The following is an 18,701-nucleotide window of genomic DNA, read 5'->3' on the forward strand; positions in this document are numbered from 1 at the left end:
GGCTTTTTTATATCTTAATATCGTTTTATGAACGCCTAACTATTTGAATTACTATGCTAAATAGACCCCTTTCAATTTGTATTTTACGCCTCTCAGCCATTGGTGATGTGTGTCATACTTTAGCCGTTGTGCAAGCTATCCAGCGGCACTATCCCTCTGCTGAAATTACTTGGATCATCGGAAAAACAGAAGCAGCACTAATGAAAAACATTCCTAATGTACAGTTAATTTCCTTTGATAAAAAGTCAGGCTGGAAAGAATTGTTTACAATATGGAGGCGGCTTTCCCACAAGCGGTTTGATTTTCTACTAAATTTGCAAACGGCATTTCGGGCTTCAATACTTTCACTCGGCATTAAAGCAGATAAAAAAATAGGTTTTAATAAGGATAGAGCAAGAGAAATGCAATGGTTATTTACCAATCAAAAGGTTGAAATGACCAGCTCTCCTCACGTTCTTGATGGGCAGATGATGTTTGCTAAAGCGATTGGCGTGACGGATTTATCTGCAAAATGGGATCTGTTTGTGAGCGATGAAGATTTAGCTTATGGAAAAAAATTCATTGATTTCACGAAAAAAAATGTGCTAATTGCTCCTTGTTCAAGTAAGAAAGAGAAAGATTGGCTACCAGAAAGATACGCAGAACTTTCTAATTGCTTGATTGAGAAAAATATCAATGTGCTGATTGCAGGATCGCCTTCTCGCTATGAAATGGAAACCGCACACAAAATACACCAACTTGCTCCGAAAAGTTGCAATATTGCAGGCAAAACTACGTTAAAACAATTAGCTGGCGTGATTCGGCAAGTAGATTTAGTCATTTCCTCTGATTCAGCACCAGCCCATATTGCGACAACTCAACATACTCCAGTTGTTGGGCTGTATGCAATTCATAACCCAAATCGGACGGGGCCTTACCAAGATTTAAATAAAGTGGTTTCTGTATATGATGAAGCAATTTTGCAATCTTATGGCAAACCTTGGCAAGAATTGGCGTGGGCAACCAAAGCTAAAGGCAAAAATTGGATGGAAAAAATCAGCGTTGATGCAGTAAAGCAAAAAATAGTTGAAACCTTAAAAATAAAGTTGTAAAGTGAGTGTACTAAAAAATTTACATTAGGAAATAAAAATGAACACTGTATTTAACCAAGATAGCGTACATAACGTTAATATAAAAGATGAAAAAGTATTATTAACCCCACAAGAGCTAAAGCAGGAATTTCCATTGCCAGAACATTTACGCGAGCAAATTGAACGTTCACGTAAAGTCATTTCTGACATTATTCACCGACGTGATAAACGCCAGTTGATTGTTATTGGTCCTTGCTCTATTCACGATCCGATTGCTGCTATTGAATATGGTAAAAAACTAAAAGCACTTTCAGACCAGGTGAGTGATAAGCTTTACATTGTAATGCGGGTGTATTTTGAGAAACCTCGTACTACAGTCGGTTGGAAAGGGTTAATTAATGATCCGAAAATGGATGGCTCTTTTGATGTAGAAACGGGTCTGCGTGTTGGACGCAAACTTTGTTTAGATTTAGCTGAAATGGGCTTGCCTCTTGCGACTGAAGCTTTAGATCCGATGACGCCACAATATCTTGCTGATTTATTTAGTTGGTCTGCAATTGGGGCAAGAACCACAGAATCGCAAACGCACCGTGAATTAGCCTCGGGTTTATCAATGGCGGTTGGTTTTAAAAATGGTACAGATGGTGGCTTAGCCGTTGCACTTAATGCGATGCAATCTTCTGCTCAAGGTCATAGTTTTATCGGCATTAATCAAAAAGGGCAGGTGACTTTACTGAAAACGAAAGGGAATGAAGACGGACATATTATTTTACGTGGTGGCAAAACGCCGAACTATGAAAAGCAATATGTTGATGACTGCGAATGGGTGCTCAAACAAGCAAACTTACCTGTTGCGATTATGATTGATTGCAGCCACGGTAACTCCAATAAAGATTACCGTCGCCAACCAGTTGTCGCAGAAAATGTGTTGGAGCAATTATTAGCAGGCAATACTTCAATTATTGGCTTGATGATTGAGAGCCACTTAAATGCGGGTAATCAGTCATCAGAATTACCATTTGATGAGATGGCGTATGGTGTTTCAATTACCGATGCTTGCATTGATTGGCAAACGACAGAAAATCTTTTAACCCATTTTGCAGGAAAATTACGCCATCGGTAATTTGCAAAAAATAATGAGAAAATAACCGCTTGTTTTATGGTTGATAAAAATATGAACCCATTAGCTCCATTACGTGAACAAATTGATCAGGTTGATCAACAGCTCATTAAATTACTTGCCCAGCGTTTATCTCTTGTGGCAGAAGTCGGAAAAGTGAAAGCAGAGCACGGTATTCCTGTTTATGCACCAGAGCGAGAAACCGCAATGATTTCCGCCCGCCGAGGAGAGGCGGAAAAACAAGGCATTCCAGCTGATCTGATTGAAGATGTGCTACGTCGTGTAATGCGTGAATCTTACGCCAATGAAAACAAGCACGGCTTCAAAAGAGTAAATACGGCAATTCAAAAAATTGTCATCGTAGGCGGTAACGGGAAATTAGGTGGATTATTCGGTAATTATTTAACCCTATCTGGCTATAATGTTGAGGCATTAGGGCGTGATGATTGGGCGAATGCGAAGCAAATATTAGCAAATGCAGATGTGGTTATTGTGTGTGTGCCAATTGCCAATACCCTAGAAACAATAGAGCGTTTGCAGCCATACTTAACTGAAAATATGATTTTGGCAGATTTAACTTCTGTTAAATATCAGCCACTACAAAAAATGCTGGAAGTGCATAATGGAGCGGTAGTTGGCTTACACCCAATGTTCGGACCAGATATTGCGAGTCAGGCAAAACAGGTGATTGCTTGCTGTAATGGGCGTTTCCCTGAGCGTTATGAATGGCTGATTGAACAAATGAAAATTTGGGGGGCGAAAATCGAACAGATTGAGGCGAAAGAACACGACCACGCAATGACCTATATTCAAGCGTTACGCCACTTTTCAACTTTTGTATTCGGGCTACACCTTTCTCGTCAGCCTATACAGTTGTCACAATTATTGGCGTTATCTTCCCCCATTTACCGATTAGAATTAGCGATGATCGGGCGTTTATTTGCTCAAGACGGTAGCCTATACGCAGATATTATTGCCGATAAACCAGAAAATATAGACATTATTGAATCACTCAAAGAGAGCTTTGAACAAGGTTTGGATTTCTTTAAACGTAATGATAAAGCTGGTTTTATAAAAGCCTTTGAAGAGGTTCACCATTGGTTTGGTGATTATTCGGAGCAGTTCTTAAAAGAGAGTAGAGTATTGCTCCAACAGGCGAATGATTCGAGACGTTAGTCCTAACGTAATAATTTTAATCAATTTTGTGATAATCAACCGAAATAACTTTATCAAATCTAACGTTTTATTAACTCAGTTTGTTTTCTTTGGCTATAAGGAGATTATATATGTCAAATAATTCAATTGTACTTGATCCAATTATCGTTAAACCAGATTATAAACCTAGCCCAATTACAATAGGCGGGAAGCCTTATTATCCTGGGCCATCTTTTGGGATTTCTTTAGAGGTTCCTGCACATGTTGTTTTAAAGCCTGTAGACTTAAAGATAGGAAGAGTTGGATTGATCAATTTAGCGGAATTTTCTATTAAAATTCGAGATTTAAATGGCTCTATTGTTAAATATAAGGCTCAGCTTTCTAAGTCGGAAGTGCAAAAGCTGCTTTTAGAAGCTAGGGAGTGGTTTAATAAATATGCATTGGATTTTGAAAAAGGACAAGAAATAGAAGTTTATATAAATACACTGGAAAATGCCTTAAAAATTTTAGAAAATTCTGAGAAGAATTTAATTTCCTTAGAGAATGATGCGGATAAGAAATTTGATGAATTATTGAATAATAACATAGTTAGATTATCTAATTTTAAAAAATTTAGAGATAGTAATCCTGGGCTCATTTCTGCTGCTTATGAATCTAATATTGCTTATTTTCGTAGTCCTAAAATGACAGAGGAATATATCAAATTATGGAAAGAAAAAGTGGAGATACCCCAAACTAAAATTTTACTGGAGAAACAGAAAATAGAAGCGAGTTTACGTAGTTTAATTGATGTAAGGAAAGAGGCAAGTGAGCTTTTAAAAGGTTTAAAACAAGATTTACAAGACAAAAAGCTTAAAACTATTTTAGAGTACTCTAATGCTTTTTTTGAACATATTACTGAAAAATATGGAAACCTAGCTAGTTAGGAGGCTAAAAAAATTGCAGCAGTAGCTAAAGGAAAGAAAATTCGGAATGTCAATGAAGCCTTAAAAGCATTTGATAAATATAAAGGAGATATTAATAAGAAATTTAATTCTAGGGATCGTCAGGCAATATCTAAAGCTTTACAATCCTTAGATATGAAATCAATTAGTAATGATTTGTATAAGTTTAATAAGGCTTTCAAATATGTGGGTAAAACATTTTCAGGAGTAGCTCTAACAACAGCTTTGAAAGAAGGGTATGAAAAAGGGAATTGGAAGCCATTTTATTTTGAAGTAGAAAAGCAAGTATTAGACAAATCTGCAACTTATGTTGTAAGCCTTGCTTTAGTAATCTTAACTAGAACTCCAATAGGTATTATAGGTTATGGAGTATTAATGGTAGTAGTAAGTGCTTTGATAAGTGATGAATTAGTAGAAAAAGTACATAAAGCATTATTCTTCTAGGCTAGAAAAGGAAGAAAGCTTGTTATAGCTTTCTTTCTTTTTTTAAATATTTATAAATAATCAAACAAAAACTAATTGGGATAGAAAACAAAAAACTCACAAAGAAACAAAAATATTCCTTCATTCTAAAGAAAGCTGGGTTATCTATAAATTTGTTTCTTTCTATTCTTGAATGAATGAAATAAGAATAGCTAGTTTCGAGAGTATAATGTGCAATAGGATATAAAAATACACAACTAATTATCCACAATAGAAATAAATATTGTTTATAGCTAGTTAATGGAGATGAAAATATTTTATAAGAAATTATAAATCCTATAGTTAAACTTAAAAAAAAGTGTTTAAAGTAATATTTTTTATTCATTTTTTCTTTGGATTGACTAACTAAATTAATATTTAATAGTATTTAATTATACCATTTTCTACCTCAAACAAACAATCATCAGCCCTATCTTGCCATTGCATTTGATTGAGCTGATCTTGAGTAATGGCGGTAACGAATACTTGTGAGCCACTTTCTCTTAAACGATGAGCTAAAAGTTCACGCTTGGTGGGGTCGAGTTCGGAGGCGAAATCGTCAATTAAAAACAGGCATTGGCGTTGCTTTTGGGCAACTAAATGTTCCCCTTGAGCAAGGCGTAAGGCACACATCAATAATTTTAACTGACCACGAGAAAGCATATCTTCCACTGGTAATCCACTTGCTTTAAAGCGGAAATCGGCTTTTTGTGCCCCAATCATTGTATAACCAATCGCTTTATCTCGCTCAAAGCCTTGTGCCAGAATTTCAGCATAATCCGCTCCCTTTTCCCAACCTTGATGAAAACTTAAGCCGATTTCTAATTCCGGCAAGAAAAATTGACAGGTTTTCTCAATTTCAGGGCGGAGAGCTTCGGCATATTCCGCTCGCATTTGGCTTACTGCATAGGTGGTTTTGACTAATTCAATATCCCACGCTTTTAATTCTTGATAAGTGCGAACTTGTTGTAAAGCGGAATTTCGTTGTTTGAGCAAGCGGCGTAGGTTCGTCCAATGGGTGTAGAAATCATTGTGTTGATGGAATAAGCCCCAATCTAAAAAAGCTCGGCGATAGCTCGGGCCTCCGTTTAACAATGTTAAGCCTTCTGGGGTGATTACTTGCATTGGTAATAAGTGAGCAAGATCGGCAATTTTATTGCCATCTTCGCCATTGATTTTAAGGGTAGTGTCGCCGCTTCGAGATTTCTGAATGCCAACCGACCAACTGTGTTGAGCCTCGTCAATTTTGCCGTGTAGTACGAAATTGTCTTTATCGTAGTGAATAATACGATTGCTGATATGGCTTTTAAATGAACGCCCGTGCCCTAAATAGAAAATGGATTCCAGCAAACTGGTTTTACCGCTGCCGTTAGCCCCAACTAAAAAGTTAAAATGTGGGCTAAATGCCAAATCAGTATGTTGGATATTGCGGAAATCATTGATGAGTAAACGGGTAAGTGCCATAGCAGAGTCAAAAGTAAAAAAGAGGTGCTATTCTATCAATTTGCAAAGTTTTTGTAAAAATTAACCGCTTGCAGATTAGAAATGCGTTCAGTAAAATGAACCGCTCATTTTATCGCTAAATTTAGAGGGAAAATTATGTTCGGAAAAGGTGGTTTAGGTAACCTAATGAAACAGGCTCAGCAAATGCAAGAGCGTATGCAAAAAATGCAAGAAGAGATCGCACAATTAGAGGTAACAGGCGAGTCTGGAGCAGGTTTAGTGAAAGTCACTATTAACGGTGCACATAATTGTCGCCGAATTGAGATCGACCCATCATTAATGGAAGATGATAAAGAGATGGTAGAAGACTTAGTGGCCGCTGCATTTAATGATGCCGTTCGCCGTGCAGAAGAAATGCAAAAAGACAAAATGGCAAGCGTAACGTCTGGTATGCAATTACCGCCTGGTATGAAATTCCCATTTTAATTGAGTATGCAAACAAGTCCTTTACTTGAAAACTTAATGGAAGCCTTGCGTGCTTTGCCTGGCGTTGGTCCAAAATCGGCACAGAGAATGGCGTACCATCTTTTGCAGCGTAACCGTTTGGGCGGTGTGGCATTAGCAAAAGCATTAAGTGAGGCGATGAGCCATATTGGGCATTGTCAATCTTGCCGTACTTTTACGGAAGAAGAAGAGTGCACGATTTGTAAAAATTCTAGACGCCAAATGAGTGGGCAGCTCTGTGTGGTAGAAATGCCAGAAGATATTCAAGCAATTGAGCAAACAGGGCAATTTTCGGGGCGTTATTTTGTGCTAATGGGACATTTATCACCCATTGATGGTATTGGCCCTCGTGAAATTGGGCTAGATTTATTGCAACAGCGTTTGGAACAGGAATCTTTTTATGAGGTGATTTTAGCTACAAACCCAACCATTGAAGGTGATGCGACAGCAAATTATATCGCTGAAATATGCAAAATATATAATGTAAAAGCAACTCGAATTGCACACGGTGTGCCAGTGGGAGGCTCGCTAGAAATGGTAGATGGTACAACGCTTTCTCACTCTTTTGTCGGGCGGCGTGATATTACCTTTTAAATCTGTTTCGGTATGGGCTTAATCTTGATATAATCACTCAACTATTTTACATATTCTATATTTTATTGAGGCTAAAAATGGAAACTATTGATAAAATCAAACAACAAATTAGCGAAAATCCTATTCTACTTTATATGAAAGGTTCACCAAAATTCCCATCTTGCGGTTTTTCTGCGCGTGCGGTAGAAGCGGTAATTAACTGCCAAGTGCCTTTTGGTTATGTGGATATTTTAACTAATCCAGATATTCGTGCGGAATTACCAAAATTTGCAAATTGGCCAACTTTCCCACAATTATGGGTAGAGGGTGAGTTAATTGGCGGTTGTGATATCGTGCTAGAAATGTATCAAAAAGGCGAACTTCAAGCATTGCTAAAAGAAGTCGCTCAAAAGCACGCTGAATAATTCGTTAAAGTTTAAAAATTAGGGCTCTTAAGTTGATTAAGAGCCTTAATTTTTCTTTTAATTTATGAAAATTCTTACTTCAACTGCTATTTTGTTTTAGAATGCTAAGATTATTTAGCAACATAAAAATAAAGGACACAATATGGCATTAAAAGATTTAGATTGGGCAAATTTAGGCTTTTCTTATATAAAAACAGATTATCGTTTCATTGCACATTGGAAAGAAGGTAAATGGAATGAGGGCGAATTAACACAAGATAACACATTACATATTCACGAAGGCTCAACGGCATTACATTATGGGCAACAATGTTTTGAGGGGTTAAAAGCCTATCGCTGTAAAGATGGTTCTATCAATCTATTTCGCCCAGATCAAAATGCAGAGCGTATGCAACGTACAGCCGATCGCCTATTAATGCCACGTGTACCCACAGAATTATTTATTCGTGCTTGTAAAGAAGTTGTAAAAGCAAACCAAGATTGGTTAGGCCCCTACGGCTCTGGGGCAACGCTTTACTTACGCCCCTTCTTAATTGGTGTGGGTGAAAACATTGGTGTAAGAGCAGCGCCTGAATTTATTTTCTCTGTATTTTGTTGCCCAGTGGGTGCTTATTTTAAAGGTGGTTTAGCACCTTCTAATTTTATTACAACCGAATATGACCGTGCAGCACCTATGGGAACAGGGGGAGTAAAAGTAGGCGGTAACTACGCGGCAAGTTTATTGCCACACGAGTTGGCGGTAGAGGAAAGTTCTGCAAGTCGTAAGTTTGCGGATGCAATTTACTTAGATCCGAAAACCCATACCAAAATTGAAGAAGTCGGTGCGGCAAATTTCTTTGGAATTACTCAAGATAATAAATTCGTCACGCCTATTTCTGAATCTATTTTACCAAGTATTACTAAGTATTCATTGCTCTATATTGCAAAAGAGCGTTTAGGTATGGAGGTAGAAGAAGGGGATGTATATATTGATCAACTTGATCAATTTATTGAAGCAGGTGCCTGTGGTACGGCAGCGGTGATTACTCCAGTTGGTGGTATTCAGCATAAAGGTCAATTCTATGTATTTCATTCTGAAACCGAAGTTGGGCCCATTACCCGCCGTTTATATGCAGAATTAACGGGCATCCAATTTGGTGATGTGGAAGCACCAGAAGGCTGGATTGTTAAAGTAGAATAGTTTTAAATTAAACGATAAGCGGTAAAAAAATATCATTTTTTTACCGCTTGATTTTTTAGGTTTATTACAAAAACCGATTTTTATTTATTCCATAAAGCAATTTGAGTAGAAATGTGATTAAATTCGGTCAATATCAAATTGATTTAAATTAATCATATCTGAAGTGCCATAAAAGCGACATAAAGCCTTACGCAAGGTTTCGGCTCTTTTAGGCAAATATCCACGTTCAGCATACACCTTCACTTGATCATAAACCGCTAGCTTGAAGGCTGAATTGTCGCCAGGGTTACCCGAAAGATTATCGGCACTTGCAAAATAACGAAAGCCTGCTGCAGTGGCAAGCACCCATTCAATTGCTTGTGGTTTTACTTCAGCACGTTCAAATTCTCTTTGTCTTTCGGCAGAACGCCCATCTGGTTCATACCAATAACCAAAATCTTCTAATTTACGGCGTTCTTCGCCTGCTACTAGCCAGTGAGCAATTTCATGTAAAGCACTGCTATAGTAGCCGTGAGCGAAAAAAATAACGTTGTAAGAACGTTCGCTTTTTATGCCTCCTTCGTTTAAGAATGCAGGCAGATAGATTGGGTAATCACCGCCACGTGCCAAGCGTGTATTATATTCTATAGCAAAGCAGTCATCAAAAATGCGAATAATATCTTCAATTTTATGATTTTCTTGTTTCATTTTATTGCTTATTCTTTTAAAGTTTCTTCAACCAATCTAAAAACTTATCTGCTGATAAAAAACCAGTCACCCGAGATTGTGTTAATTCTTTGCCATTTTCATCAAAGAATAAAATTGTTGGCAAACCTAATACATTAAAATACTTCATCAATGCGGTATTTTCCGTTGAATTTTTAGTGAGATCGATTTGTAAAACCACCATTTCATTCAGTTTATGTTGCACTTTATCATCGGTGAAAGTGTATTTTTCAAATTCTTTGCAGGCAACACACCAATCTGCGTAGAGATCTAACATCACTTTTTTTCCTTTGGAAGCGGTCAATTTTTCTTCTAAATTTGCAAGTGAGTGAATTTTCTCAAATTTTAAATGTTGAGCGTGCGGACTTTCAATATGCGTTCCCCAAACTAAATCCGTCCAAGGCTTCGCAACAAAACATAAGCTAATTAACAGTAAAACTTTTATTATTCTTTTTGTAATCGAATGAGACGAAATTGACTCGATTAACCAAATCAAAAATGCGATAGCTAAGGCAGACCATAAAAACGGTTCGTAGTCACTAAATACACGGCTTAATAAAAATACAGGTAATGCCAACATTACAAAACCAAATGCTGTTTTAACCTTTAAAAGCCATTCGCCAGATTTTGGTAACACTTTATTACCAAAGAGGGTGATGATGATAAGCGGAAGCCCCATTCCCAGTGCCAATAAGTAAAGGGCTAATCCGCCTGTAAACAAGTCGCCACTTTGGGCAACATAAAGCAATGCTCCTGAAAGCGGTGCTGAGGTACAAGGTGAAGCGACTAAACCTGCAACCATTCCCATAAAAAATACACTACCGAATGCTCCCCCTTTTTGTTTTTGACTTATCGTATTAAGCTTTTGTTGCCAACTGTTAGGAAGTTTGATTTCATATAAACCAAACATTGAACAAGCGAGTAGCGTAAAGACAATAGATAAGACGATGAGTACGAATGGACTTTGTAATGCCACTTGGAATGGTAAGCCAATTGCAGCAACAATTAACCCTAATAAAGTGTAAGTAAGAGCCATTCCCTGTACATAGGTAATGCTAAGCAATAACGCTTTGAAGGTAGACAGCCTTTCTTTATTTCCGATAACAATTGCAGAGAGTAATGGCAACATCGGCAACACACAAGGTGTGAACGCTAATCCTATTCCAAGAACAAAAAACCAAAAAATCGAAAAGCGATTGTTAGATAGGTTATCGGCAAGCTCAACCTGCTCTGATTTTGCAAAATTTCCGCTATTTTCGACCGCTTGTTCTATCATTTCCCCTGTATCTTCTGCTGTGAGAATGCTATCAAACTTCAGTTCGAGCTTTTCAGGTGGGTAGCAAAAACCTTTAGTGCAGCCTTGATAGACCAATTCTATTGAGGCATTATCTCTAATTTTTTTAAACGGCACCGTTAATTGTAACTGATTGCGATAGATTTCAACTTCCCCAAAAAATTCATCACGATGTTTCTCAGATGCAGGGAATTTGATATCGCCAACATCAATATTTTGGGGTGTTATCTTAATTTCTTTTTTATAAAGATAATAATCTTCAGCAATATCCCAATTTAAGAGTAAGTGGTTATTTTTATTTTCTAACGAAAAAATAAAAGCTTCTTCTGATTTTAAAAACTTATTTTTGGAAGCAAAAAGATTAGCGTGAGATGGGCCTAACATTAAAAGGCTTAAAAATAGAGTAAAAAGTGTTTTAATCATATTCAGATAGTCATTAAAAAAATATTGTGGCAAATTATAATGCAAGAATTGCAAAATTCTAAAGAAAATTGCATAATAATGCAATAATAATTAGTATTCATTCAATATTTTAAAATAATGTAGTAGGGTTTTAACTAATGGCAATTCGCATTCAAAATGTCAATTTCTTTTATGGCTCAAATCAAGCTTTGTTTGACATTAATTTAGACATTGAAAAAGGCGATATAGTCGTCTTACTTGGTCCGAGTGGAGCAGGTAAAAGTACCTTAATTCGTACATTAAATTTAATGGAGATGCCACAGTCTGGCACTTTAGCGATTGCAAATCATAAATTTGATTTAAGCACCAAAACCAATAGCAAAGCAGTAAGTTTATTACGCCGTGAAGTGGGAATGGTGTTCCAGCAATATCACTTATGGCCGCATCTAACCGTAATGCAAAACTTAATTGAAGCACCGATGAAAGTACTTGGATTAAGCAAAGAAGACGCAATTGCTCGTGCTAAAATACATTTAGCCCGTTTACGTTTAAGTGAGTTTGCCGAGCGTTTTCCTCTACATCTTTCAGGTGGTCAGCAACAACGTGTAGCCATTGCTAGAGCATTAATGATGCAACCACAGGTGTTACTTTTTGATGAGCCAACTGCAGCTCTTGATCCTGAAATTACTGCCCAGGTGGTAGATATTATTAAGGAACTACAGCAAACGGGCATTACCCAAGTGATTGTGACTCATGAGGTGAGTGTTGCTCGAAAAGTAGCAACTAAAGTAGTCTATATGGAAAATGGCTCTATTATTGAACAAGGCGATGCAAGCTGTTTTGAGCAGCCGAAAACGGCTGAATTTGCAAATTATCTTTCACACTCCTGATTAAAAATAAGGAAAACAATATGAAAAAATTACTTTTAGCAATGTTAATTTCTACTTCTGCAATCGCGAATGCTCAGCAAGAGATCACTTTTGCAATGGAGCCTAGCTATCCCCCTTTTGAATTAACCAATGAGAAAGGTGAAATTATTGGATTTGATGTGGATATTGCAAATGCAATTTGTCAGGAGCTTAACGCAACTTGCCATTTCAAAAGCCAATCTTTTGACTCGTTAATCCCAAGTTTAATGAAAGGGCGTGGTGGTTTTGACGCGGCAATTTCTGCAATTGATATTACCGAAGCACGAGCAAAACAGGTGTTATTCTCTCATCCATATTATGAAAGTTCAGCAAGCTTTATTGCAGTAAAAGATAAAGGCGTTACTCTTGACACTGCAAAAAAAGTAGGTGTACAAAACGGTACAACCTACCAACAGTATATTGCAAATGAAGCGAAGCAATATGTGGCATCATCTTATGCAAGCTTACAAGATGCAATCTTAGATCTAAAAAACGGACGTATTGATATTATTTTCGGTGACACGGATGTGGTAAGAGAAATGTTCGATAAAAATACTGAGTTAGGTTTTGTGGGCGAGAAAGTGACTGATAAAAAATATTTCAATAATGGTTTAGGTATTGCAGTAAATAAATCGAAAACTGAGTTGGTTGCAAGCTTAAACAAAGGTATTAAATTGATTAAAGAGAATGGCAAATACCAGAAAATCTACGATAAATGGATGACAAAATAATCTAATGTTTGTTGAGTATCTCCCTTTAATCTACACCGCAACCCTAATGACCTTAGGGTTAGCGGTTTGTTCATTACTACTTGGTTTAACTTTATCGATTGGCTTTGTGTCATTAGAAACAAGTAAATGGTCCGTTATTCGTAAATCAACCAGTACTTTTTTAGCTCTACTACGTGGTTTACCAGAAATTCTGGTTGTTTTTTTGATCTACTTCGGTACGCCTGAAGTATTGGAATTACTGACAGGACAATATGTTGAACTTGGTCCGTTTGGCTGCGGTGTAGTGGCACTCTCACTGATTTTTTCTTCTTATGCTTCACAAAGTTTGCGTGGTGCAATTCAGGCTATTCCGCTAGGGCAGTGGGAGTCAGGTGCCTCTCTTGGTTTAAGTCGGCGCTATACCTTCACTCACATTGTAATGCCTCAAGTATGGCGGCACGCTCTGCCAGGATTGAGTAACCAGTGGTTAGTGCTATTAAAAGATACTGCATTGGTTTCGCTTATTGGTGTTCACGATTTAATGCGTCAAGCTGAATTGATTAACACCCGTACCCACGAGCCGTTTACGTGGTATGGTCTTACTGCCTTGATTTATTTAGCAGTGACTTTAATTAGCCAAGTGCTTATCCGTCGTCTTGAATGGCGTGTGACTCGTTTTGAAAGAGGGGGCAGATAAAATGTGGCAAGCATATTTAAATGTGATTGCACAAGGTATTTCAACTAGTCTGTCTTTAATGGTGGTAGCATTAGTGATTGGCTTTGTGCTGGCAGTTAGCCTTACTTTCCTGCTTTCAATGGAAAATCGCCCTGTAAAATGGATAATAAATGGGTTTTTAACTTTATTTACGGGTACACCGTTATTAGTTCAGTTTTTCCTAATCTACTATGGACCAGGGCAGTTTGAGTGGATTACGCAAAGTGTAGCGTGGGTATTATTGTCAGATGCCTGGTTTTGTGCGGTATTAGCATTATCATTAAACAGTGCAGCTTATTCGACATTACTATTTTATGGTGCAGTGAAAGCGATTCCAAAGGGGCAGTGGGAAACCTGTGCTGCATTGGGTTTAAGCCGTTTAGATACACTTAAAATTTTAATTCCTTATGCTTTGAAACGTGCGTTGCCTTCTTATAGTAATGAAATTATATTGGTTTTTAAAGGCACATCACTGGCTTCTACCATTACGATTATGGATATTATGGGCTATGCTCGCCAGTTATATGGTACGGAGTACGATGCACTTACTATTTACGGCATAGCTGGTATGATTTATTTAGTGATTACAGGCATTATGACACTAATACTGAGAAAGTTAGAAACTAACGTTTTAGCCTTTGAGCGGTTGGAAATGGAAAAAGCCTAAAAGGCTCATTAATAATAAAGCGGACAAAATATATTGTCCGCTTTTTGCTTTATAGATAACTGATTGCAAAAATTTATGAAAATTTAACCGCTTGTATTTAAGCTTATCTCCAAGCCTTGAATTGGTTAATTAAGCCATTGGTAGAGCTATCGTGGCTGTTAATTTCTTCGTTATTTTCTAACTCAGGTAAAATACGATTAGCAAGTTGTTTACCTAACTCAACACCCCACTGGTCGAAGCTGTAGATATTGAAGATCACACCTTGTACGAAAATTTTGTGTTCGTACATCGCAATCAATGCTCCTAAGCTATATGGCGTGATTTTTTGTACTAAAATTGAGTTAGTTGGTTTATTTCCCGTGAATACTTTGAATGGTACAATTTCTGCTACTTCTTCAAGTGTTTTACCTGCATCTAAAAACTCTTTTTCCACGACTTCTTTTGATTTACCAAATGCTAATGCCTCGGTTTGAGCAAAGAAGTTGGAGAGTAATTTGTTGTGGTGATCGCTTAATGGATTATGCGTTTGAGCTGGTGCAATAAAATCACAAGGAATTAATTTAGTCCCTTGATGGATTAATTGGTAAAACGCGTGCTGACCGTTTGTGCCAGGTTCGCCCCAAATAATTGGACCTGTTTGATGAGTAACCGCTTTGCCATCACGGCCGACAAATTTACCATTTGATTCCATATTGCCCTGCTGGAAATAGGCGGCAAAACGGTGCATATATTGGTCGTAAGGTAAAATAGCCTCAGATTCTGCTCCTAAGAAGTTGTTATTCCAAATGCCGACTAATGCCAAAGTAGTTGGAATGTTTTTTTCAATTGGAGCTGATAAAAAGTGCTGATCCATTGCGTGGGCACCATCAAGCAGCTGCTCAAAGTTCTTGAAACCGATAGAAAGTGCGATAGACAAACCAATTGCCGACCATAATGAGTAACGGCCACCAACCCAATCCCAAAATTCGAACATATTGGCAGTATCAATACCAAATTTTTCTACTTCTTTCGCATTGGTTGAAAGTGCGACGAAATGTTTCGCCACGGCTGATTCATCTTTTGCCGAATCTAATAACCACTTACGGGCAGAAAGTGCATTCGTCATTGTCTCTTGCGTGGTAAATGTTTTTGACGCTACTAAGACTAACGTGGTTTCGGGATTTACCTTGCGTAATACTTCTGCGATGTGAGTACCATCTACATTTGAGACAAAGTGCATATTCAGATGGTTTTTATAAGGACGTAATGCCTCTGTGACCATATAAGGCCCTAAATCTGAGCCACCAATACCGATATTAATCACATCAGTAATTGCTTTACCTGTATAGCCTTTCCATTCACCTGAAATGACACGGTGACAGAAATGGTTCATTTTAGCTAATACCGCATTTACTTCGGGCATAACATCTTTACCCTCAACGGAAATTGGCGTATTAGCGCGGTTACGCAAGGCAACGTGTAATACAGCACGATCTTCGGTACGGTTGATTTTCTTACCTGAGAACATTGCATTTTTAGCTGACTCTAAACCACACTCATTCGCTAATTGGCGAAGAAGTGTTAAAGTGTTGTCATTAATCGCATTTTTTGAGAAATCAATGAGCAGTTCGTTTTCAAAACGAAGAGAATATTTATCAAAACGGGTTGCATCTTCTGCAAAAAGTTGAGGAATGGAGAGGTTATCTGCTTTATGCTCTGTTAAAGCATGCCAAGCAATAGTCTGAACAGGATTGGTTTTCTGCATTTTTATTTCCTTAATTATGAATTTACTCAATTTAAACCAGCTTAGGATTGAGCATCTTGGGTTAATTCATCAAGACGCTTTTCTAATTCGTTTAATTTTTCACGAGTACGGAGTAAAACTTGTGATTGAACATCAAACTCTTCACGGGTGACCACATCAAGGCGAGCCAACTGAGCTTGAAGAATTTGCTTAAATTTTTCGTCTAGATCGTTACCCACATTTTTCAGGCTCTGAGGTAGTGCGCTGTGTAATTGTTGAGCAATGGCTTCTAAATTTTTAGGCGAGAGCATATTAATCTTCCTTTTAATAATAATTTATTCAATTCTAGTTAATTTTAGGTACAAGAGAAAGTAAATTCTGCAATTTATTACGATAGTTAGTCTATTTAAATAGCCATTTTACGCTAATCTTTGTAAAATGCTGCCGCTTGCAAAATATAAGCGAAAAATGACCGCTTGCATTTTCTTGATTTGTGGTTCGTAAACCTCCCACACAAAAAAACTAAGGACACAAAATGACCATTCAAATTCCCAAAGCCGTTGTAATTTTTTCAGGCGGTCAAGACTCCACGACTTGTTTATTCCAAGCGATTGCTGAATTTGGTAAACAAAATGTTGAAGTGATTACATTTCAATATGGGCAACGCCACGCGATTGAACTCCAAAAAGCAGAATGGATAGCCCAAGATTTAGGCGTGCAGCAAACGCTCATTGACACTTCTGTCATTAAAGCAATTACTACCAATGCGTTAATGGATAATAATGCTGAAATTCAGCAACAAGGCAACAGACCCAATACGTTTGTTGATGGGCGTAACGCACTTTTTCTACTTTATGCGGCAATTTATGCGAAAGGGCAGGGCATTCAAACCATTTTTACTGGTGTATGTGAAACGGATTTCAGCGGCTATCCGGATTGCCGAGATGTATTTATTAAGTCAATGAATGTTACGCTTAATCTAGCAATGGATTACAACTTTAATATTCGAACGCCTTTGATGTATTTAACCAAAAAAGAAACTTGGGCATTAGCCGATCAACTCGGTGCATTTGATTATATTCGCCAGCATACTCACACTTGCTATTTGGGCGTTGAAGGTGGGTGCCACGATTGCCCAAGTTGTATATTGCGAGAAAAAGGATTGAATGAATATTTGGCAGAACGACAGTTCGCTGAATAGAAATAAACAGATAGAAAGAGGCACTCGCCGCTTTCTGGCAGATTAAATTTCGATGGAAACCAAATCTACTTTCAGCAATTTTGCAAGACCTTGTGATTTACGTCTAATCTCTTGCCATTCTGAGTGTGGATCAGACGCTTCTACAATGCCTGCTCCTGCATAGAGTGTCACTGAGTTTTGCGAGATCAACGCAGAGCGGAGCGTGACGCAAAATTCAGCTTCATTTTTACTCATCACACCTAAGGTGCCTGCATACCAATGGCGAGCAAAAGTTTCATTTTCGGTAATAAATTGTTTTGCGTTAGGACGAGGAAGACCCGCAACGGCTGCCGTTGGGTGAATGCGGCTTAAACAATCGCTATCTGAAATGCCCTGTTTCAAGGTTGCTTGCATTTGGCGACGCAAATGTTGCACATTATGTAATTGCTTGATTGTAGCTTCAGAAACCTCAAATTCAGTTACGCAATCGGCTAGGTTGCTTTCAATATCGTCAACCACTAATTGATTTTCGTGTATATTTTTCGGATCGCTTAATAACCACTGTGCATTTAATTCAGTTTGGGTTTCACTTGGCGTGACGGCAACGGTTCCTGCTAATGCCTCAGTAAAAAATAGCGAGCCTTTGCGTTGATATAAGCGTTCTGGTGTTGAGCCGATAAATGCCACTTCATCACTTTCTGCCCATAAAAAATGATAACAGCCTTTATTAATTTGCTGACTTTGTGCCATTAAATCATAGCCACAAATCGGAGACTCAAAATGGAGTCTGATAGCATTTGCCAACACTACTTTTTGAAATTTGCCTTGCTCAATAGCCGAAATGGCTTTATTGATATTGCTTTCCCACTGTTCAAAACTACTTGTAGCAGCAACGGATTGCAACTGATTGTCGGGCAAACTCAATTTCACAACATTTTCAAAATTTGCCAAAAATTGCTCAAAAATGCTCGCTTGCTCTGTGGCGTTATCACTATCAAAATAGAAACAAGCGGTCAGATTTTGCGAATTTTTTACTAATGTAAATTGCGGCAAAATAAACAGTGTTTGTCCTTCAAATTGTAAACCGCCGATTAAGGGTAAATGGTGTTGTTGAATAAAGTACTGTGCGTTTTCAAGGGTGTGAAATTGGCGAATTTTCCCGATGGCTAAAATGGTCTGATCTGTATCTCTATATTCTAGAAAAAAGTGAGGGTAGTGCTGATTTTTTGCTTTTAACCAACCAAGTAGTGAGAAGTTTTCTTCAAATAGCGGTACGGAGGCTTGAATTTTTATCAAACCTTTCTTCTCCCCCAGTTTTGAATAACTTTTTATAAGTTCTTGTTTTAATTGATTAAAAATAAGCATTTGCAAAAAAATCAGAAAAAGAAACCGCTTGTTTTTAGCTGATTGAAAAAAAGGAGATCATTTTAACGTATTTTCTCTTTTTTTTCCTCTCAAATTAGAGTAATGTTCATAAATTCATTCTAATATATCCATATTTTAACAGAAAATATCAGCATT

Annotated in this window: 20 protein-coding genes and 1 riboswitch; of the genes, 14 read left to right on the forward strand and 6 right to left on the reverse strand. The window is 37.6% G+C overall.

Translation table 11 applies throughout. The features are described 5' to 3' along the window. The first annotated feature begins 53 nt into the window (after positions 1-53). From GM698_RS07735 to GM698_RS07755, 5 genes are all read left to right on the forward strand, one after another. On the forward strand, positions 54-1,091 hold the full coding sequence (locus GM698_RS07735) for a glycosyltransferase family 9 protein (protein ID WP_209289212.1): 1,038 nt from the start codon (positions 54-56) through the stop codon (positions 1,089-1,091). A gap of 37 nt (positions 1,092-1,128) precedes the next feature. Next, entirely contained in the window at positions 1,129-2,193 is a 1,065-nt protein-coding gene (locus GM698_RS07740) for a 3-deoxy-7-phosphoheptulonate synthase (protein WP_209289213.1), read from the forward strand. A gap of 51 nt (positions 2,194-2,244) precedes the next feature. Beyond that, positions 2,245-3,366 carry a bifunctional chorismate mutase/prephenate dehydrogenase gene (gene tyrA / locus GM698_RS07745; RefSeq protein ID WP_209289214.1) on the forward strand — a complete coding sequence of 374 codons (1,122 nt, stop codon included), beginning with the start codon at positions 2,245-2,247 and terminating at the stop codon, positions 3,364-3,366. A gap of 110 nt (positions 3,367-3,476) precedes the next feature. Next, on the forward strand, positions 3,477-4,271 hold the full coding sequence (locus GM698_RS07750; RefSeq protein ID WP_209289215.1) for a hypothetical protein: 795 nt from the start codon (positions 3,477-3,479) through the stop codon (positions 4,269-4,271). Between the two features lie 12 nt (positions 4,272-4,283). Beyond that, entirely contained in the window at positions 4,284-4,733 is a 450-nt protein-coding gene (locus GM698_RS07755; protein WP_209289795.1) for a colicin-like pore-forming protein, read from the forward strand. Between the two features lie 396 nt (positions 4,734-5,129). On the opposite strand, the gene recF is transcribed toward GM698_RS07755, so the two are convergent. Next, entirely contained in the window at positions 5,130-6,215 is a 1,086-nt protein-coding gene (recF, locus tag GM698_RS07760) for a DNA replication/repair protein RecF (protein ID WP_209289216.1), read from the reverse strand. A gap of 135 nt (positions 6,216-6,350) precedes the next feature. Here recF and GM698_RS07765 point away from each other — a divergent pair, with 135 nt between their 5' ends. The 4 genes from GM698_RS07765 to GM698_RS07780 all read left to right on the forward strand — a co-directional run bounded on the left by GM698_RS07765 (position 6,351) and on the right by GM698_RS07780 (position 8,876). After that, entirely contained in the window at positions 6,351-6,680 is a 330-nt protein-coding gene (locus GM698_RS07765; RefSeq protein ID WP_159631040.1) for a YbaB/EbfC family nucleoid-associated protein, read from the forward strand. A gap of 6 nt (positions 6,681-6,686) precedes the next feature. Beyond that, entirely contained in the window at positions 6,687-7,292 is a 606-nt protein-coding gene (gene recR, locus GM698_RS07770) for a recombination mediator RecR (protein WP_159631038.1), read from the forward strand. A 77-nt stretch (positions 7,293-7,369) separates the two neighbouring features. After that, positions 7,370-7,696, forward strand: coding sequence for a Grx4 family monothiol glutaredoxin (grxD, locus tag GM698_RS07775; RefSeq protein ID WP_159631036.1), 327 nt, complete (start codon positions 7,370-7,372; stop codon positions 7,694-7,696). Between the two features lie 142 nt (positions 7,697-7,838). Continuing rightward, positions 7,839-8,876 (forward strand): branched-chain amino acid aminotransferase, encoded by a 1,038-nt coding sequence (locus GM698_RS07780; protein WP_159631034.1) that lies wholly within the window; start codon positions 7,839-7,841, stop codon positions 8,874-8,876. A gap of 117 nt (positions 8,877-8,993) precedes the next feature. Here the strand turns inward: GM698_RS07780 and GM698_RS07785 are convergent, their stop codons facing one another. Together GM698_RS07785 and GM698_RS07790 are read right to left on the reverse strand one after the other, a co-directional pair. Further along, positions 8,994-9,563, reverse strand: a complete 570-nt coding sequence (locus GM698_RS07785; protein ID WP_176810290.1) for an elongation factor P hydroxylase — start codon at positions 9,561-9,563, stop codon at positions 8,994-8,996. A 16-nt stretch (positions 9,564-9,579) separates the two neighbouring features. Next, a complete protein-coding gene (locus GM698_RS07790; RefSeq protein WP_209289217.1) occupies positions 9,580-11,298 on the reverse strand; it encodes a protein-disulfide reductase DsbD in 1,719 nt (572 codons plus the stop codon). 137 nt (positions 11,299-11,435) lie between these two features. Here GM698_RS07790 and artP point away from each other — a divergent pair, with 137 nt between their 5' ends. From artP to artM, 4 genes are read left to right on the forward strand one after another with little or no spacing between them, the layout of a single operon-like run. Then, on the forward strand, positions 11,436-12,167 hold the full coding sequence (artP, locus tag GM698_RS07795; protein WP_176808894.1) for an arginine ABC transporter ATP-binding protein ArtP: 732 nt from the start codon (positions 11,436-11,438) through the stop codon (positions 12,165-12,167). 20 nt (positions 12,168-12,187) lie between these two features. Further along, entirely contained in the window at positions 12,188-12,916 is a 729-nt protein-coding gene (locus GM698_RS07800; RefSeq protein WP_176808893.1) for a transporter substrate-binding domain-containing protein, read from the forward strand. Between the two features lie 4 nt (positions 12,917-12,920). Continuing rightward, on the forward strand, positions 12,921-13,592 hold the full coding sequence (gene artQ / locus GM698_RS07805) for an arginine ABC transporter permease ArtQ (protein WP_176810288.1): 672 nt from the start codon (positions 12,921-12,923) through the stop codon (positions 13,590-13,592). Position 13,593: 1 nt separating this feature from the next. Next, positions 13,594-14,277 carry an arginine ABC transporter permease ArtM gene (artM, locus tag GM698_RS07810; RefSeq protein ID WP_209289218.1) on the forward strand — a complete coding sequence of 228 codons (684 nt, stop codon included), beginning with the start codon at positions 13,594-13,596 and terminating at the stop codon, positions 14,275-14,277. A 103-nt stretch (positions 14,278-14,380) separates the two neighbouring features. Here the strand turns inward: artM and pgi are convergent, their stop codons facing one another. Together pgi and GM698_RS07820 are read right to left on the reverse strand one after the other, a co-directional pair. Next, positions 14,381-16,021: a glucose-6-phosphate isomerase gene (pgi, locus tag GM698_RS07815; protein WP_176808890.1), complete on the reverse strand. Its 1,641-nt coding sequence runs from the start codon at positions 16,019-16,021 to the stop codon at positions 14,381-14,383. Between the two features lie 41 nt (positions 16,022-16,062). Continuing rightward, complete coding sequence (locus tag GM698_RS07820; protein ID WP_159631018.1) at positions 16,063-16,311, reverse strand: accessory factor UbiK family protein; 249 nt, start codon at positions 16,309-16,311, stop codon at positions 16,063-16,065. A gap of 176 nt (positions 16,312-16,487) precedes the next feature. Further along, a riboswitch (PreQ1 riboswitch) is annotated at positions 16,488-16,532 on the forward strand. A gap of 3 nt (positions 16,533-16,535) precedes the next feature. On the opposite strand from GM698_RS07820, the gene queC reads away from it, so the two are divergent. Further along, on the forward strand, positions 16,536-17,201 hold the full coding sequence (queC, locus tag GM698_RS07825; protein ID WP_159631016.1) for a 7-cyano-7-deazaguanine synthase QueC: 666 nt from the start codon (positions 16,536-16,538) through the stop codon (positions 17,199-17,201). Positions 17,202-17,243: 42 nt separating this feature from the next. Here queC and GM698_RS07830 read toward each other — a convergent pair whose 3' ends face one another. Further along, positions 17,244-18,545 (reverse strand): isochorismate synthase MenF, encoded by a 1,302-nt coding sequence (locus GM698_RS07830; RefSeq protein WP_209289219.1) that lies wholly within the window; start codon positions 18,543-18,545, stop codon positions 17,244-17,246. Positions 18,546-18,701: the final 156 nt, after the last annotated feature.

Origin of the sequence: Mannheimia sp. ZY171111 (assembly GCF_017750945.1) — a bacterium.
GTDB classification, from domain to species: domain Bacteria; phylum Pseudomonadota; class Gammaproteobacteria; order Enterobacterales; family Pasteurellaceae; genus Mannheimia; species Mannheimia pernigra.

Excerpts from the sequence above, each read along its gene's own strand:
- GM698_RS07820 (WP_159631018.1), bottom strand. The coding sequence starts at position 16,311 with ATGCTCTCGCCTAAAAATTTAGAAGCCATTGCTCAACAATTACACAGC.
- GM698_RS07765 (WP_159631040.1), top strand. The coding sequence starts at position 6,351 with ATGTTCGGAAAAGGTGGTTTAGGTAACCTAATGAAACAGGCTCAGCAA.
- pgi (WP_176808890.1), bottom strand. The coding sequence starts at position 16,021 with ATGCAGAAAACCAATCCTGTTCAGACTATTGCTTGGCATGCTTTAACA.
- GM698_RS07790 (WP_209289217.1), bottom strand. The coding sequence starts at position 11,298 with ATGATTAAAACACTTTTTACTCTATTTTTAAGCCTTTTAATGTTAGGC.
- artM (WP_209289218.1), top strand. The coding sequence starts at position 13,594 with ATGTGGCAAGCATATTTAAATGTGATTGCACAAGGTATTTCAACTAGT.
- recF (WP_209289216.1), bottom strand. The coding sequence starts at position 6,215 with ATGGCACTTACCCGTTTACTCATCAATGATTTCCGCAATATCCAACAT.
- queC (WP_159631016.1), top strand. The coding sequence starts at position 16,536 with ATGACCATTCAAATTCCCAAAGCCGTTGTAATTTTTTCAGGCGGTCAA.
- GM698_RS07740 (WP_209289213.1), top strand. The coding sequence starts at position 1,129 with ATGAACACTGTATTTAACCAAGATAGCGTACATAACGTTAATATAAAA.
- GM698_RS07735 (WP_209289212.1), top strand. The coding sequence starts at position 54 with ATGCTAAATAGACCCCTTTCAATTTGTATTTTACGCCTCTCAGCCATT.
- GM698_RS07750 (WP_209289215.1), top strand. The coding sequence starts at position 3,477 with ATGTCAAATAATTCAATTGTACTTGATCCAATTATCGTTAAACCAGAT.
- GM698_RS07800 (WP_176808893.1), top strand. The coding sequence starts at position 12,188 with ATGAAAAAATTACTTTTAGCAATGTTAATTTCTACTTCTGCAATCGCG.
- artP (WP_176808894.1), top strand. The coding sequence starts at position 11,436 with ATGGCAATTCGCATTCAAAATGTCAATTTCTTTTATGGCTCAAATCAA.
- GM698_RS07780 (WP_159631034.1), top strand. The coding sequence starts at position 7,839 with ATGGCATTAAAAGATTTAGATTGGGCAAATTTAGGCTTTTCTTATATA.
- GM698_RS07830 (WP_209289219.1), bottom strand. The coding sequence starts at position 18,545 with ATGCTTATTTTTAATCAATTAAAACAAGAACTTATAAAAAGTTATTCA.
- recR (WP_159631038.1), top strand. The coding sequence starts at position 6,687 with ATGCAAACAAGTCCTTTACTTGAAAACTTAATGGAAGCCTTGCGTGCT.
- tyrA (WP_209289214.1), top strand. The coding sequence starts at position 2,245 with ATGAACCCATTAGCTCCATTACGTGAACAAATTGATCAGGTTGATCAA.
- grxD (WP_159631036.1), top strand. The coding sequence starts at position 7,370 with ATGGAAACTATTGATAAAATCAAACAACAAATTAGCGAAAATCCTATT.
- artQ (WP_176810288.1), top strand. The coding sequence starts at position 12,921 with ATGTTTGTTGAGTATCTCCCTTTAATCTACACCGCAACCCTAATGACC.
- GM698_RS07785 (WP_176810290.1), bottom strand. The coding sequence starts at position 9,563 with ATGAAACAAGAAAATCATAAAATTGAAGATATTATTCGCATTTTTGAT.